Raw genomic sequence first — 13,607 nt, 5'->3', positions numbered from 1 at the left:
ACTCGGCTCATGGCTGTCACCCCTCCCTCGCGCCCCGGCGCGGCCGACAAGCGCCCCGTGCGCTCGCTCTCCGGCCTGCTGCCCTTCCTGCGCCCGTACCGCGGCCGCATCGCGCTCGCGCTGCTGTTCCTCGTGCTGGCGGCGCTCGCCACGCTGGCCTTCCCGATCGCGCTGAAGTCGCTGATCGACCAGGGCCTGGTCGCGAGCGACCCCGGCGAGCGCGTGATGGCGCTGCGCGGCCACTTCTTCGCGCTGTTCGGCGTCGGCGCGGCGCTGGGCGTGTTCTCGGCGGCGCGCTTCTACATGGTCACCTGGCTGGGCGAGCGCGTCACCGCCGACCTGCGCAACGCCGTCTATGCCCATGTGGTGCGGCAGAGCCCGCAGTTCTTCGAGACCACGCAGACCGGCGAGGTGATCTCGCGCCTGACCACCGACACGACGCTGGTGCAGACCGTGGTCGGTTCGAGCCTCAGCATGGGCCTGCGCAACACGGTGATGGGCATCGGCGCGCTCGGCATGCTGATCGTCACCAACCCCTACGTGATGTCTCAGGTGCTGGGCACGCTGGTGCTGGTGGTGCTGCCGAGCGTGTGGCTCGGCCGGCGCGTGCGCAAGCTCAGCCGCGCCAGCCAGGACCGTGTGGCCGACTCGAGCGCCATCGCCGCCGAGGTGCTGAACGCAATCCCCGTGGTGCAGAGCTACGTGCAGGAGGCGCGCGAGGCACGGCGCTTCGACGCCGCCACCGAGAACGCCTTCGACACCGCGCGGCGCCGCACCCGGGTGCGCTCGTTCCTGGTCGCCTTCATCATCACCGCCACCTTCGGCGCGCTGCTGTGGGGCCTGTACCAGGGCACGCAGGCGGTGCTGGACGGCAAGACCAGCGCCGGCCACCTGGCGCAGACGGTGGTGTTCGTGACCATCCTGATCGGCTCGGTGGCGGTGCTGTCCGAGGTCTACGGCGACCTGCTGCGCGCCGCCGGCGCCACCGAGCGGCTGATGGAGCTGCTCGCGGCGCGCTCGCCGATCGAGTCGCCGAGCGACCCGAAGCCGCTGCCGCCCACGCGCGGCGGCTCGTCGCTGGCGCTGCGCGGCGTGACCTTCCGCTACCCCTCGCGCCCGCAGCACGCGGCGCTGGACGGTTTCGAGCTCGAGGTGCGGCCGGGCGAGACGGTCGCGCTGGTGGGCCCGAGCGGCGCCGGCAAGACCACCGTGTTCCAGCTCCTGCTGCGCTACTACGACGCCGACGTCGGCCGCATCGAACTCGACGGCGTGCCGGTGCGCGAGGCCGCGCTGGAGGCGCTGCGCGGCCGCATCGGCATCGTGCCGCAGGACAGCGTGATCTTCTCGGCCGACGCGCTGGAGAACATCCGCTACGGCCGGCCCGGGGCGAGCGATGCGGACGTGATGGCCGCGGCGCAGGCGGCCTTCGCGCACGACTTCATCAGCGCCCTGCCCGAGGGCTACAAGACCTTCCTCGGCGAGCGTGGCGTGCGCCTGTCGGGCGGGCAGCGCCAGCGCATCAGCATCGCGCGGGCGATCCTGAAGAACCCGCCGCTGCTGCTGCTCGACGAGGCCACCAGCGCGCTCGACGCCGAAAGCGAGCGCGCCGTGCAGGCCGCGCTCGAGGCGGCGATGAAGGACCGCACCACGCTCGTGATCGCGCACCGCCTGGCCACGGTGCAGAGCGCCGACCGCATCGTGGTGATGGAGGCTGGCCGCATCGTCGAGACCGGCACGCATGCTCAGCTGGCCGCCGCCGGCGGCCTGTACGCCCGGCTGGCGGCGCTGCAGTTCGACCAGCCGGCCTCCGCCGTCACCGCCTGACACAGCCGGAAACCTTGCCGCGCCGGCGGGGTCGAACTCGGTAACGGGCCTTGGGGTCGATCCGGGGTCCATTGCCGAGGAGATCACCATGCACGAACGTCTTCGCCCCATCACGTCCGTCGCGCTCGCCGCCGCGCTGCTGACCGGCTGCGCCAACATGAGCGAGCGCCAGAAGGGCACGGCCATCGGCGCTGGCGTGGGCGCCGGCGTCGGCGCGGTGCTGAGCTCCGCCACCGGCGGCAAGGCCGGCACCGGCGCGGTGGTCGGCGGCGCGATCGGCGCGGTGGCCGGCAACCTCTGGTCCAAGCGCATGGAGGAGAAGCGCGCCGCCATGCAGCAGGCCACCCAGGGCACCGGCATCGACGTGAGCCGCACCGCCGACAACCAGCTCAAGGTCAACGTGCCGAGCGACTTCTCGTTCGACGTCGGCCGCGCCGCCATCAAGCCGGCGATGCGGCCGGTGCTCGACCAGTTCGCCGCCGGGCTCGACCCCGCGATGCGCGTGCGCATCGTCGGCCACACCGACAGCACCGGCAGCGACGCGATCAACAACCCGCTGTCCATCGAGCGCGCACAGAGCGTGCGCGACTACCTGGCCACGCGCGGCGTGGTGCCGGCGCGTGTCGAGACCGAGGGCCGCGGCTCGCACGAGCCGGTGGCCGACAACGCCAGCGAGGCCGGCCGGGCGCAGAACCGGCGCGTGGAGATCTTCCTGAGGGAGCCGGCGCCACAGGGGTGAACACCTAGAATCGGGTGCATGCCGGCTCACTCGCAGATGCACCCCACGCGCCCCGTCCGCTCGCAGTACGAGGACTTCATGCGCCATGTGTTCGAACATGGCGTGGACCGCGGCGACCGCACCGGTACTGGCACGCGCAGCGTGTTCGGCCACCAGATGCGCTTCGACCTGCGCGAGGGCTTCCCGCTGGTCACCACGAAGAAGGTGCACCTGAAGTCCATCATCCTCGAGCTGCTGTGGTTCCTGCGCGGCGACAGCAACGTGCGCTGGCTGCAGGAGCGCGGCGTGACGATCTGGGACGAATGGGCGCGCGCGGACGGCGAACTCGGCCCCGTCTACGGCGTGCAGTGGCGCTCCTGGCCCACGCCCGACGGCGGGCATGTCGACCAGATCGCCGAGGTGGTGCGCCAGATCAAGACCACGCCCGAATCGCGCCGCATCATCGTCAGCGCGTGGAACGTGGCCGAGCTGTCGAAGATGGCGCTGCTGCCCTGCCACGCGTTCTTCCAGTTCTACGTCGCCGAGGGCCGCCTGAGTTGCCAGCTCTACCAGCGCAGCGCCGACATCTTCCTCGGCGTGCCGTTCAACATCGCGAGCTACGCGCTGCTGACCCACATGCTGGCGCAGCAGTGCGATCTCGAGGTCGGCGATTTCGTCTGGACCGGCGGCGACTGCCACATCTACAGCAACCACACCGACCAGGTGCGCGAGCAGCTCTCGCGCTCGCCCTTCCCCTACCCGGTGCTGGCGATCAAGCGGCGCCCGGCGTCGATCTTCGAGTACGCGTACGAGGATTTCGAGGTGCTCGAGTACCAGCACCACGCGGCGATCAAGGCGCCCGTCGCCGTGTAGCCGCGCCACCCAGGAGCATCAGCATGGCAAGAGGCAAGCCGGCGGCCGAGGCCGTCGTGACCGACGTCCGCTTCGATTCGAACGAGGCGCTGGACAGCTGGATCGGGCAGCAGCGCGAGTGGTTCGACGCTGTGCTGGGAAGCTGGACCCAGCAGCAGCAGATCGCCACGCAGGCCTGGCTGAGCTGGCTCGACGCCCTGTCCGCGCCGGCCTCGGCCTGGATGCAGGCCGCCTGGCCTGCCGTGCCCGACAACCCGCTGATGGCCGGCCCGCGCCTGCTGCAGGCCTGGTGGGCTCCCTGGGCACCCTTCCTCGAGCGCGGCGGCGAGCAGCTGGGCTGATCAGGCGGCCAGCACGGGCGCGCGCCGCGTCGCGGCCGTGGCCGGCAGGTCCACCAGCGAGCTGCGCGTGGCGCGTGTGCAGCGGCGCAGGCCGTCCAGGTCGAGCAGTTCCACGTCGCGGTTCTCGACGCGCAGCAGCCCCAGCTCGGTGAGTGCCGAGAAGGCCCGGCTGACGGTCTCGTGGGCGATGCCCAGCAGGCTGGCGATGTCGCGCCGGCTCATGCGCAGCAGCAGCCGGCGCGGCGACTGGCCGCGCGTGGCCATGCTCTCCGACAGCCAGAGCAGGAAGCGCCCGAGCCGCACCTCGGCGGCCACGGCCGACATCATCTCGACCGCGCGGCGCGCATCGGCCAGCTGGCGCGCCACGGCGCGCTGCAGGCCCTGGTCGAGCGCCGGGTGCAGCAGGCGCAGCCGGTCGAGTTCGCGTGCCGGCAGCGCGTAGACGGTGCTGTCCTCCAGCGCGACCACGCTGCAGCTCTGCCGGCCCGACCCGAGGGCATCGATGCCCGGCACGTCGCCCGGGCCGAGGAAGGCCAGCACCTGTTCGTAGCCGTCCTCGCCGACCCGCTGGCACTTGAAGGAGCCGGTGCGGACCACGTGCACCAGGTCCGCCGGGGCACCTTCCAGCAGCAGCGGCGCGCCGGCGCGCACGCGCCATACCGGCAGCACCGTCTGCCCGGCACAGGCGGCGCGTGGCAGGTCGCCGCCCCACAGGCGCAGCAGATCGTTGAGCGACTCGGACAGGGACACGACGGGCATGGCAGTCTCCGGGGTTCGAGGCATCCAGCATCCGCGCGGCGCCGCGGCACGGCAATCGGCCGTTCCTGCGGGCCGGCGTCGGCCCTTTCCGGACCCGCGTTAGGACGATTCCGACCCCGCTGCGAGGGCCGCGTTTCTTGCGCTGCGTCATCCCGCCGCGGCGCGATCCGGGCAGGGTATGGGTCATGAGCGACGCGACGCCGGCGGGGGGTCTGGACCTTTTCGCGCTGCCCCTGGGCGGCGTACTGCAGGCCGCGCACGAGGCCATCCTGATGGTCGACGAGAGCCAGCAGGTGGTCGCGCTGAACCCGGCGGCGCAGCGCATCTTCGGCTGCAGCGCCGGGCAGGCACTCGGCCGGCGGCTGGAGGAGTTCATCCCGACGCGCCACCGCGGCCTGCACGAGCAGCTGGTGCGCGACTGGTCGGCCGCGCTTGGCGACGACCACTCGGTGCGCACGCACCGCCAGGTGACGGCACTGCGCGCCGACGGCCGCGAGTTCCCGGCCGAGGTGTGGCTCAGCGGGGTCGACGTGGCCGGCCCGGAAGGCACGCGCCGCTTCGTTGCCGCGCTGCTGCACGACCTGAGCGGCGAGCGCGGGCTGCGCGACGAGCTGCGCAGCCTGCAGCAGCGCCTGCGTGCGGTGTTCGAGCTGGCGCCGGTGGCGCTGTGGATCGCCGACAGCGACCGCATCGTGTTCGCCAACCGGGCGGCCGGGCGCCTGCTCGGCGACGCCCACCCGCTGGTGGGCGAATCGGTCTACTCGCTGCTGCAGCCGGATTCGCACGCGGCACTGCGAGACCAGGTCGCCGGCGTGCTCGCGGGCGCACATGGCGTCGGCATGGTGCAGGGCCGCCTGCTGCGCCCCGACGGACAGCCGCGCGAGGTCGAGATCGCGCTGGCCGCCCTGCCCGACCACGGCCGCACCACGGTGCAGATGGTGGTGGCCGACGTCACCCAGCGGCGCGCCGAGGCCCGCGAGGCACGGCGCACGCAGCGCCAGCTGCGGCAGCTCTCGGTCAGCGTGATGGAGGCGCGCGAGGAGGAGCGCCGCCGCATCGCGCGCGAGCTGCACGACGAGCTCGGCCAGCGCCTGACCGCGCTGAAGATGGAGCTGTCCAGCCTGTCGGACGGCGGCACGGACCGCGGCACGCGCCTGCCGGCCATGCTCGGGATGCTCGACGAGACGGTGGCCGCGCTGCGCCGCATCGCGGCCGACCTGCGGCCGCTGATGCTCGACGACCTCGGCCTGAACGCCGCGATCGAGTGGCTGGGCAACGAGGCGTCGCGCCGGCTCGGCATCCGCGTGCAGGTCGACCTGGACGAGGTGCCGGACGTCGACGAGCGCGTCGCGATCGCGCTCTACCGCATGGTGCAGGAGGCGCTGACCAACGTGGCCCGCCACGCCCGCGCGCGCCAGGCCAGCGTGCAGCTGCGCCGGCGCAACGACGGCCTGCACCTGAGCGTGCGCGACGACGGGGTCGGCTTCCCCGAGCGGGCGCTGCAGCGCGAGGGACGCTGGGGGTTGCTGGGCATGCGCGAGCGCGCCGAGCTGCTCGGCGGCCGGCTCGAGATCGACAATCCGCCGGGCGGCGGCGCGCGGGTGCGGGTGCACCTGCCGCCGGCGCACGACACACGTACCGCGGCCACCGCGGACGACGAACCATGGCCGACCCCCTGAGCCTGCGCGGCGAGCCGCTGCGCCTGCTGATCGCTGACGATCACGCGATCGTGCGCGAGGGCATGAAGCGCATCCTCGACGCCACCGCCGAGGGCTGGTCGATCACCGAGGCCAGCACCGGCTTCCAGGCGCTCGAGGTGCTGCGCCGCGCGCCGGTGGACATCGCGATCGTCGACCTGTCGATGCCCGGCATGAACGGCCTGGAGCTGATCCGGCGCATCCGGGCCGAGTACCCGCGCGTCGGCGTGCTGGTGCTGTCGATGCATGCGGAGGAGCAGTACGCGATACGCGCGTTCAAGAACGGCGCCAATGGTTATGTCACCAAGGACGGTGCCGCGGCCGAACTGGTGCAGGCGGTGCGCAAGGTGGCCGGCGGCGGCGCCTACGTGACGCCGGCGCTGGCCGAACGCGTGGTGCTGCAGCTGCAGCGCGGCAGCGAGCCCGAGGCGCACGACGGGCTGTCGAACCGCGAGCTCGAGGTGCTGCGCCGGCTGGTGGCCGGCGAGCGGCCGACGCAGATCGCCGCGGCGCTGCACCTGTCGGTCAAGACCGTGAGCACGCACAAGAGCCGCATCATGGACAAGCTGCAGCTGCCCAACACCGCGGCGCTGATCCGCTACGGCATGGAACACGGCCTGGCCGGCGACACCACGCTCGGCTGAGCCGCTCAGGCGTGCGGCGGCTCGGCCAGGTGGCTGGCGAACCAGGCCGCAGCCAGCTCGGCCAGGGCGTGCTGCGCCGCCGGCTCGTCGACGCCGCCGGGCACCACCTCGAGCCGCTTGCGGCAGGCCAGGCGCTGCATCGCCGCGCGCCCGGCGGCCAGCGTCCCGGGCTGGTCGGCGCCGAGCAGCAGCAGGGTCGGCGCCTGCACGGCCGCCAGCGCCCGCCCGGCCCGGTCGGGGCGGCCTTCGCAGGTCACCACCGCGGCCACGACCGCGGGCGCCGCGGCCGCGACACGCAGCACCGCCAGCACCGCCGGACCGCTGCCGAACAGGCCGACGCGCCGACCCGTCAGGTCGGTGCCTTGCAGCCGTTCGCGCAGCGCCGCCTCGAAGGCCGCGGCCGAACGTGGTGCGCCGGTCACGGCGATCACTCGCAGCCCCTGCCGCTGCAGCGCGGCCCCCAGCACGCCGGCATGCCTCTCGCCCGCCGGCATCGCCACCAGCACCGGACCACCGGTAGGTCCGTACTGCTGCTGCGTGTCGGCCATGTCGGCAATCTAGGCTGCCCCCTGGCGCACGCGTTGAGCGCGCTCACCGCGCGGGCGGGGGCCCGAGGTGGGCGAGGAACCAGTCACCTGCATGCTGGGCCACCGCGTCGAGCGCCCCGGCCTCGAGGAACAGGTGCGTGGCACGCGGCACGAGGTCGATGCGCTTCTCGCCGCGCAGCCGCGCGTAGGCCTGGCGGTTCAGCTCCAGCACCTCGGCATCGGCCGCTCCCACCAGCAGCAGCGTGGGCGCGCGCACGTCGCCGAGCGCGGCGCCGGCCAGGTCCGGCCGGCCGCCGCGCGAGACCACGGCGCGCACCTGCTGCGGACGGCGTGCCGCCACCACCAGGGCCGCCGCGGCCCCGGCATCGGTGCCGATCAGGCCGATCGGCACATGCTTCAGCTCGGGCGGCAGGGCCTGCAGCACCTGCTCGAGGCGGGCCGTCAGCAGGGGCACGTCCTGCGCCAGCGTGGCGTGCGACTCCTCCGGCCCGAGCAGGTCGAACAGCAGCGTGCCGAGTTCGCGCCGCTGCAGGCGCAGCGCCAGGTCGGCACTGCGGCGGGTGGTGCGCGCCTCGCCGTCGGCGTGGGCAAACACCACCAGCCCCGCCCCGCCCGGCACCACGCAGAGTTCCCCGGGGGCGAGCGGCGCCCCGAGGTCCAGCAAGGATCGTTCGTACATGCTCCGATGAGCTCCGGTTGGTTCACTTCAATTCCGTCATCTGCGCAGGGTGGGACCCGGCCCGGCGATCCGAGTTCAGCGCGCGACCGGCCCGCACGACCTGCACGAACCCTTAGCTGCGGCGCAGCAGCCGGGGCGCGCCCGCGCGGTGGCAACATCGCGCTCCCGTCCCCCGCGCCCCCTTGGGGCCTGTGTTCCATGCGCCAGCAGATCAACGACCGGATCGTCACCGTCGGCGGCGGCACCGGCTCGTTCGCGATGCTCTCCGAGCTGAAGAAGGTCGCGACGCGGCTCACGGCGATCGTCGCGATGACCGATTCGGGCGGTTCCTCGCGCCGCCTGATGGACGAGTTCGGCCGGCCGCTGCCCCTGGGCGACCTGCGCCAGGCGCTGGTGGCGCTGGCGCGCTCGAGCACCTTGTGGCGCGACCTGTTCAGCTACCGCTTTCCGGCCGGGCCGAACGACAACGTCGGCGGCCACTCGCTCGGCAACCTGATCCTGCATGCGCTGCAGGACCGCAACGGCGGCGACCTGCTCGACGCGCTCGAGGACGCGCAGCAGATGCTCGATGCGGCCGGCCGCGTGCTGCCGGTGACGCTCGGCCAGGCGACGCTGTGCGCCGAGCTCGGCGACGGCAGCCTGGTGCGTGGGGAGGACGCGATCGACTGCCCCGGCGAGCGGCCGGTGCAGCCGATCCGGCGCGTCTTCCTCGATCCGCCGGCCGGCGTGCTGGCGGCCGCGCGCAAGGCGCTGATGCGTGCCGACACGCTGCTGATCGGGCCGGGCGACCTGTACACCAGCGTGCTGCCCTGCCTGCTGGTGGACGGCGTGGCCGAGGCGATCCGCGCCTGCGAGGGCGAGGTGGTGTACGTGTGCAACGTGATGACCAAACACGGCGAGACCGACGGCTTCGGCGCCGCGGACTTCGTGGCCGAGGTGCACCGCCACCTGGGCCGGCGCGTCGACACGGTGGTCGTCAACACCGGCATGCCGCCGCCGGCGCTCGCGGCGCGCTACGCCGAGCAAGGCGCGCACCCGGTGGCGCCGCAGCTCGAGCGGCTGCACGCGCTGGTGCCGCGCCTCATCGCCGGCTCCTTCATGAAGGGCGAATCGCTCGCCCGGCACGACGCCGAACGCGTGGTGCTGGCGCTGTGGCCGGATCTCGCCGGGGCGTAGCGCCCTGCGTCGGGCGGCCTGTGGCGATGGCTGCGTTCGGCGACGGTGCCGAAGAGCTTCACCTGGGCGCTTTCCGTGTCGCTCCCGGCCGGTGCGTGGCTTCGTTCAGTTGCTGTAGTACATGCCGCGGCAGCCGCCGGCGGCGTAGATGCGGCCATAGACGTTCTGGTCGGCCGCCATCAGGTTGAATCCGCCGTACTGGTGCGCGTCGTCGTTGAAACGTGTCCAGGTGGCTCCGGCGTCATCGGAGCGGTACACGCCCCACACGCCGTTGATCACGCCCACCACGTAGACCGCGGCAGAGTACGGGGCGCCTGCCTTCGCCTTGCCGAGTGCCACCACGCTCGCGCCCTGCACCTCGGGCCACTGCCAGGTCTGGCGACTGCCCCAGATCGACGCGAAGTTGTCGAGCCGGGTCCAGGTCGCACCCGAATCCACCGAGTGGTAGAGGGCGTTGCCGTCGGCCAGCCAGAGGTCGCCCTCGAGGTTCGGGTTGACCACCATCGACGTGGTCCCGAACGGGTTGGCGCGCAGGTTGGCCGACACCGACCCCTGGCTCAGCGTGAACGTGTGCCCGCCGTCGGTCGAGACGTAGACCTTGCCCGGCGTGCCCCACCAGGCGCCGCCCGAGTCGTAGGCATAGACCTTGTCCGGGTTCCTGCGGTCGGCCACCAGGCGGTAGCTGCGCGGGAACCCGCCGATGGCGGCGAGCGCGGGCAGGTTGGTCGCCGTCCAGGTCGCGCCGTTGTCGGTGGTGTAGGACGGCACCGAATCGGCCGGCGCCCAGACCGCCCTGTTGCGTGCGGTGACGGCGATGTTGGACGCGTCGCTGGTGCTGGATGCGCCGCCGGGAGGGAGCGTGGCGAAGCTCGCCCAGGTCTTGCCGCCATCACCGGACCAGAAGCCCGTGCCGAGGCCGCTCGAGTTGATCACGCCGATGCCGGCGATGTAGAGCGGATCGGACCACGCCACATCGGTGGAGTTGCCGTTGCTCCACTGGTCGAAAGGGCCCTGGGTCGGCTTCTTCGCGAGGTCCGTGTAGACCCAGGTGCCGACGTCGCCCGAGGCGTTGATCACCAGGTACGGCGCGCCGGCCGGCGGCGTCGTGAGGGCCAGCGCGCAGGTCTCCTCGAGCCCGTCGACCGCGAAGGTCCAGCTCGGCGTCGACGCGGAGGCGTTCCGCGTCTCCCAGATGCCGCCGCCGAAGACGTGCAGGACGCGGTCCCGGTCGAACGGATCGATCTCGACATCGTCGATCCAGCCGGAGAAGTCGCCGCCGGCGGGCGTGTGCGGCATCGTGGCCGCGATCTCGCGCCAGGTGCCGCCGGCGTCGTCGGACAGTTGCACGATCTTCTGGCCGCTGTAGTTGCCCCAGGTGTTGGTCACGCCCAGGGCGATGCGGGTGTCCGCGCCGGAGCCGGAGACGGACACGCCCCCGTAGCCCGACGAGTCGTTGCTGGCGAGCAGCGACCAGTTGCTGCCGTCGAACCGGTAGAGGCGGGCGGGGCCGGGCGAACTCGGGCCCGCACCCTGGGTGAACACCACGTAGAACCGGCCATTGGCGGCACGCACCATGTGCGGGATGTGGTAGCCGGACACCGGCGTCGCCACCGCGGTCCATGAGGCCCCGCCATTGCTGGACCGGTACAGGTTCGAGCTCAGGCCGGCCACGCCGGCGTAGTCCGGCGCGATGGCGGCGTAGAGGGTCTGCGTGGCCGTGCCCGTGCCCCGGGTTCCGGTGTCGTAGACCACCAGCCCCACGCCCACCGCGCTGCCGCCGGCCGCCGTGATCTGGTCGCCGGTCATCCGGGTGGCCGACAACGAGCTGACCTGGGTCCACGTGGTCCCCGAGTCCACGCTCTTCCACAGGCCCGCCGTGCGCGAGCCGAAGAACAGCGTGGACGGCTTGTTGGGGTCGACCATCAGGCGTTCGCCGATGGCCCGGCCGCCGTTGTTGCCGCCCGCGGAGAACGGCAGGTCGATGCGTGTCCAGCGGTCGCCGCGGTCGCTCGAGCGGTACAGCCGGGCGGTGGCATCCGCCGAGTTGTACATGCCGGTGACCATGTAGACGAGCCGATCGTCGTTCGGATCGAGGGCGATGCTTTCGACGCCGTGATGGAAGCCCTCGGCGCCGCTGAACCCGTCGGTGATCGGCACCCAGGCCAGCGTGGCCTGGTTCCAGCGGTAGGCCCCGCCGACGTCGGTGCGGGCATACAGGACGTTCGCGGACGCCGGATGGAAGATCAGGCCGGTGACGTAGCCGCCGCCGCCGAACTTCGCGTTGCGCCAGGCGGTGCCGTGCGTCACGGTCGCCGCGGCGGAGGCCGCCCCTTCCCCGGCGGCATTCGACGCCGTCACGACGTAGGAGTAGGCCGTGCCGTTGACGACCGTGCCGTCGGCCAGGCTGGTCGCCGCGGTCGTGCCGATCAGCGTGCCGCGCTGGCCCGGCGTCGTCGAGCGGTAGACCCGGTACGACGTGGCGCCGGACACGGCGCTCCAGCTGACGGTCACCTGGGCCGCGGCGTCGGTGGCATTCACGCTCGCCGGTGCCGCCGGCACGCTGAGCGGGATCGCCGGTGTCGCCCCCGCCGACTGCGTCGAGGCCGTGCCCTCGCCGGCTGCGTTCACGGCCGAGACCTGGTAGTAGTAGGTCGTCCCGTTGACGGCCGTCGAGTCCGCATACGCCGCCGTCGCGCTCGAGCCGATCTTCGTGCCCTGCACGCCCGGGAGGGTGGAGCGGTAGACGTTGTACGAGGTCGCCGTCGCCGCGGCGGTCCAGGTCAGCGTCACCTGCGCATTGCCGGCCGTCACGTTGACGCCGGTGGGCGCCGGCGGCCGGGCCAGCGGAACCTGCGGCGTCGCGGCGGCGGACTGCGACGACGCCGGCCCCTCCCCGGCCGCATTGGCCGCGGTGACGACGTAGTAGTAGGTCGTGCCGTTGACCACCGCGAGGTCGCTGTAGCCCGGCGTCGGGCTCGAGCCGATCGCGCTGCCCCGGGACCCCGGGGTCGTCGATCGATAGACGTTGTAGGAGGTCGCCGAGGGCGCTGCCGTCCAGGTCAGCGTCACCTGCGCATTGCCGGCCGTCGCGTTGACGCCGGTGGGCGCCGGCGGCGCGGAGAGCGGGACGCTCGGGGTGACACCCGCCGATGCGGCGGAGGCCGGCCCTTCGCCGGCCGCGTTGTTCGCCGTGACGACGTAGTAGTAGGTCGTGCCGTTGACCGCGCTGGTGTCGTCGAATCGGTTGGTCGCGCTCGAGCCGATCTTCGCGCCTTGTGCCGCCGCGGTGGTCGACCGGTAGACGTTGTACGACGTCGCTCCGGCCACGGCCGTCCAGCTCACACCGACCTGGGCATTGCCCGCAACGACGCTGAGGCCGGCGGGCGCCGCCGGCGGGCCGAGCGGCGCGCTCGGCGTCACGCCCGCGGTGGGTGCCGAGGCAGGCCCCTCGCCGGCGGCGTTGTCGGCGCTGACCGCGTAGTAGTAGGTGGTGCCGTTGGTTACCGCCAGGTCGACGTACTGCGCGGTCGAACTCGACCCGATCTTCGTGCCGGGCGATCCCGGATCGGTCGACCGGAGGACGTTGTACGAGCGGGCCCCGGCCACCGGCGTCCAGTCCAGCGTCACCCGTGCATCGCCGGCGCTGGCCTGCAGCCCCGTGGGTGCAGGGGGCACCGTGGCCGGCACCGCGGGCGTGACGCCGGGTGATTGTGTCGAGGCGGTTCCTTCGCCGGCGGCGTTGTCGGCCGTCACCTGGTAGTAGTAGGTCGTGCCGTTGGCCGCGCTCGAATCCACGAAGGAAGTCGACGAGGTCGCGGCGATCTTTGCACCCTGCACGCCCGCGGTCGTGGAGCGGTAGATGTTGTAGGAGCTCGCTGCAGCAACCGCGCTCCAGCGCAGCGTGGCCTCGCCGTCGCCGGCCGTCACCGTCAACGACGCAGGGGCGCGCGGAGGCGACGTGGGACCGGGCGTGGACCCGGCCGTGGCGCCGCCGCCGCAGCCCACCAGCAGCACCATGAGGCAGGCCGACAGCCACAGCCAGACGATGCCCCGCAGCGGGCGCCCGGCGGGCCGTCCGCCGGTCTGGTCGGGTCGCGAGGGGAGCACCTGATGTGTCGGCATGTCGGCTTCGTCGTGTGGGGAGCGGTTCGGTCGGCACGGCACCACGCGGCCCGTGGGTGTCGTGGTCGACGGGCGTCGAGTCTGCGCAGGCGCCGGGGCGCCTTCTTGATCAACCCGTGACGGGCGGCTGCCGGAGGGCCCCGAAACGTATCAAGGTGCACGAATGTGCTTGCGCAACAATCGCCGCCAATGCCTCGGCTGCCCTCCCCCGCCACGTCCCGGCATG

General features: G+C 72.8%; 11 protein-coding genes. 7 read left to right on the top strand and 4 right to left on the bottom strand.

The genetic code is table 11. The features are described 5' to 3' along the window. The first annotated feature begins 9 nt into the window (after positions 1–9). From D9C15_RS19875 to D9C15_RS19860, 4 genes are all read left to right on the top strand, one after another. Positions 10–1,824, top strand: a complete 1,815-nt coding sequence (locus D9C15_RS19875) for an ABC transporter transmembrane domain-containing protein (RefSeq protein WP_128000208.1) — start codon at positions 10–12, stop codon at positions 1,822–1,824. Positions 1,825–1,912: 88 nt separating this feature from the next. Next, on the top strand, positions 1,913–2,563 hold the full coding sequence (locus D9C15_RS19870; RefSeq protein WP_128000207.1) for a YiaD family glycine zipper/OmpA-like lipoprotein: 651 nt from the start codon (positions 1,913–1,915) through the stop codon (positions 2,561–2,563). A 36-nt stretch (positions 2,564–2,599) separates the two neighbouring features. After that, positions 2,600–3,415: a thymidylate synthase gene (locus D9C15_RS19865; RefSeq protein ID WP_128000401.1), complete on the top strand. Its 816-nt coding sequence runs from the start codon at positions 2,600–2,602 to the stop codon at positions 3,413–3,415. A gap of 23 nt (positions 3,416–3,438) precedes the next feature. Then, the gene (locus tag D9C15_RS19860; RefSeq protein WP_128000206.1) at positions 3,439–3,756 is read left to right on the top strand and encodes a hypothetical protein; all 318 of its coding nucleotides are present in this window, start codon (positions 3,439–3,441) and stop codon (positions 3,754–3,756) included. On the opposite strand, the gene D9C15_RS19855 is transcribed toward D9C15_RS19860, so the two are convergent. Beyond that, on the bottom strand, positions 3,757–4,515 hold the full coding sequence (locus tag D9C15_RS19855; RefSeq protein WP_164886791.1) for a Crp/Fnr family transcriptional regulator: 759 nt from the start codon (positions 4,513–4,515) through the stop codon (positions 3,757–3,759). It abuts the gene before it with no gap. A 185-nt stretch (positions 4,516–4,700) separates the two neighbouring features. On the opposite strand from D9C15_RS19855, the gene D9C15_RS19850 reads away from it, so the two are divergent. Together D9C15_RS19850 and D9C15_RS19845 are read left to right on the top strand one after the other, a co-directional pair. Continuing rightward, complete coding sequence (locus tag D9C15_RS19850; RefSeq protein WP_128000204.1) at positions 4,701–6,194, top strand: PAS domain-containing sensor histidine kinase; 1,494 nt, start codon at positions 4,701–4,703, stop codon at positions 6,192–6,194. Then, positions 6,179–6,856 (top strand): response regulator transcription factor, encoded by a 678-nt coding sequence (locus D9C15_RS19845; protein ID WP_128000203.1) that lies wholly within the window; start codon positions 6,179–6,181, stop codon positions 6,854–6,856. Before D9C15_RS19850 ends, D9C15_RS19845 begins: the two co-directional genes overlap by 16 nt. 5 nt (positions 6,857–6,861) lie before the next feature. Here D9C15_RS19845 and D9C15_RS19840 read toward each other — a convergent pair whose 3' ends face one another. Beyond that, positions 6,862–7,404 (bottom strand): hypothetical protein, encoded by a 543-nt coding sequence (locus D9C15_RS19840; RefSeq protein WP_128000202.1) that lies wholly within the window; start codon positions 7,402–7,404, stop codon positions 6,862–6,864. 43 nt (positions 7,405–7,447) lie between these two features. Continuing rightward, a complete protein-coding gene (locus D9C15_RS19835) occupies positions 7,448–8,083 on the bottom strand; it encodes an alpha/beta fold hydrolase (protein WP_128000201.1) in 636 nt (211 codons plus the stop codon). Between the two features lie 198 nt (positions 8,084–8,281). Between D9C15_RS19835 and D9C15_RS19830 the strand changes: the two genes are divergently transcribed. Beyond that, positions 8,282–9,259 carry a gluconeogenesis factor YvcK family protein gene (locus D9C15_RS19830; protein ID WP_128000200.1) on the top strand — a complete coding sequence of 326 codons (978 nt, stop codon included), beginning with the start codon at positions 8,282–8,284 and terminating at the stop codon, positions 9,257–9,259. 105 nt (positions 9,260–9,364) lie between these two features. On the opposite strand, the gene D9C15_RS33750 is transcribed toward D9C15_RS19830, so the two are convergent. Further along, the gene (locus tag D9C15_RS33750) at positions 9,365–13,381 is read right to left on the bottom strand and encodes a hypothetical protein (RefSeq protein ID WP_205854851.1); all 4,017 of its coding nucleotides are present in this window, start codon (positions 13,379–13,381) and stop codon (positions 9,365–9,367) included. Between the last annotated feature and the right edge of the window lie 226 nt (positions 13,382–13,607).

Origin of the sequence: Piscinibacter defluvii (assembly GCF_004011805.1) — a bacterium.
Taxonomy (GTDB): Bacteria; Pseudomonadota; Gammaproteobacteria; order Burkholderiales; family Burkholderiaceae_C; genus Piscinibacter; species Piscinibacter defluvii.
This window is presented reverse-complemented; position numbering and strand designations above follow the sequence as displayed.

Coding starts and splice junctions, on each gene's coding strand:
- D9C15_RS19840 (WP_128000202.1), bottom strand. CDS start 7,404: ATGGCCGACACGCAGCAGCAGTACGGACCTACCGGTGGTCCGGTGCTG.
- D9C15_RS19830 (WP_128000200.1), top strand. CDS start 8,282: ATGCGCCAGCAGATCAACGACCGGATCGTCACCGTCGGCGGCGGCACC.
- D9C15_RS19855 (WP_164886791.1), bottom strand. CDS start 4,515: ATGCCCGTCGTGTCCCTGTCCGAGTCGCTCAACGATCTGCTGCGCCTG.
- D9C15_RS19850 (WP_128000204.1), top strand. CDS start 4,701: ATGAGCGACGCGACGCCGGCGGGGGGTCTGGACCTTTTCGCGCTGCCC.
- D9C15_RS19845 (WP_128000203.1), top strand. CDS start 6,179: ATGGCCGACCCCCTGAGCCTGCGCGGCGAGCCGCTGCGCCTGCTGATC.
- D9C15_RS19870 (WP_128000207.1), top strand. CDS start 1,913: ATGCACGAACGTCTTCGCCCCATCACGTCCGTCGCGCTCGCCGCCGCG.
- D9C15_RS19865 (WP_128000401.1), top strand. CDS start 2,600: ATGCACCCCACGCGCCCCGTCCGCTCGCAGTACGAGGACTTCATGCGC.
- D9C15_RS19860 (WP_128000206.1), top strand. CDS start 3,439: ATGGCAAGAGGCAAGCCGGCGGCCGAGGCCGTCGTGACCGACGTCCGC.
- D9C15_RS33750 (WP_205854851.1), bottom strand. CDS start 13,381: ATGCCGACACATCAGGTGCTCCCCTCGCGACCCGACCAGACCGGCGGA.
- D9C15_RS19835 (WP_128000201.1), bottom strand. CDS start 8,083: ATGTACGAACGATCCTTGCTGGACCTCGGGGCGCCGCTCGCCCCCGGG.
- D9C15_RS19875 (WP_128000208.1), top strand. CDS start 10: ATGGCTGTCACCCCTCCCTCGCGCCCCGGCGCGGCCGACAAGCGCCCC.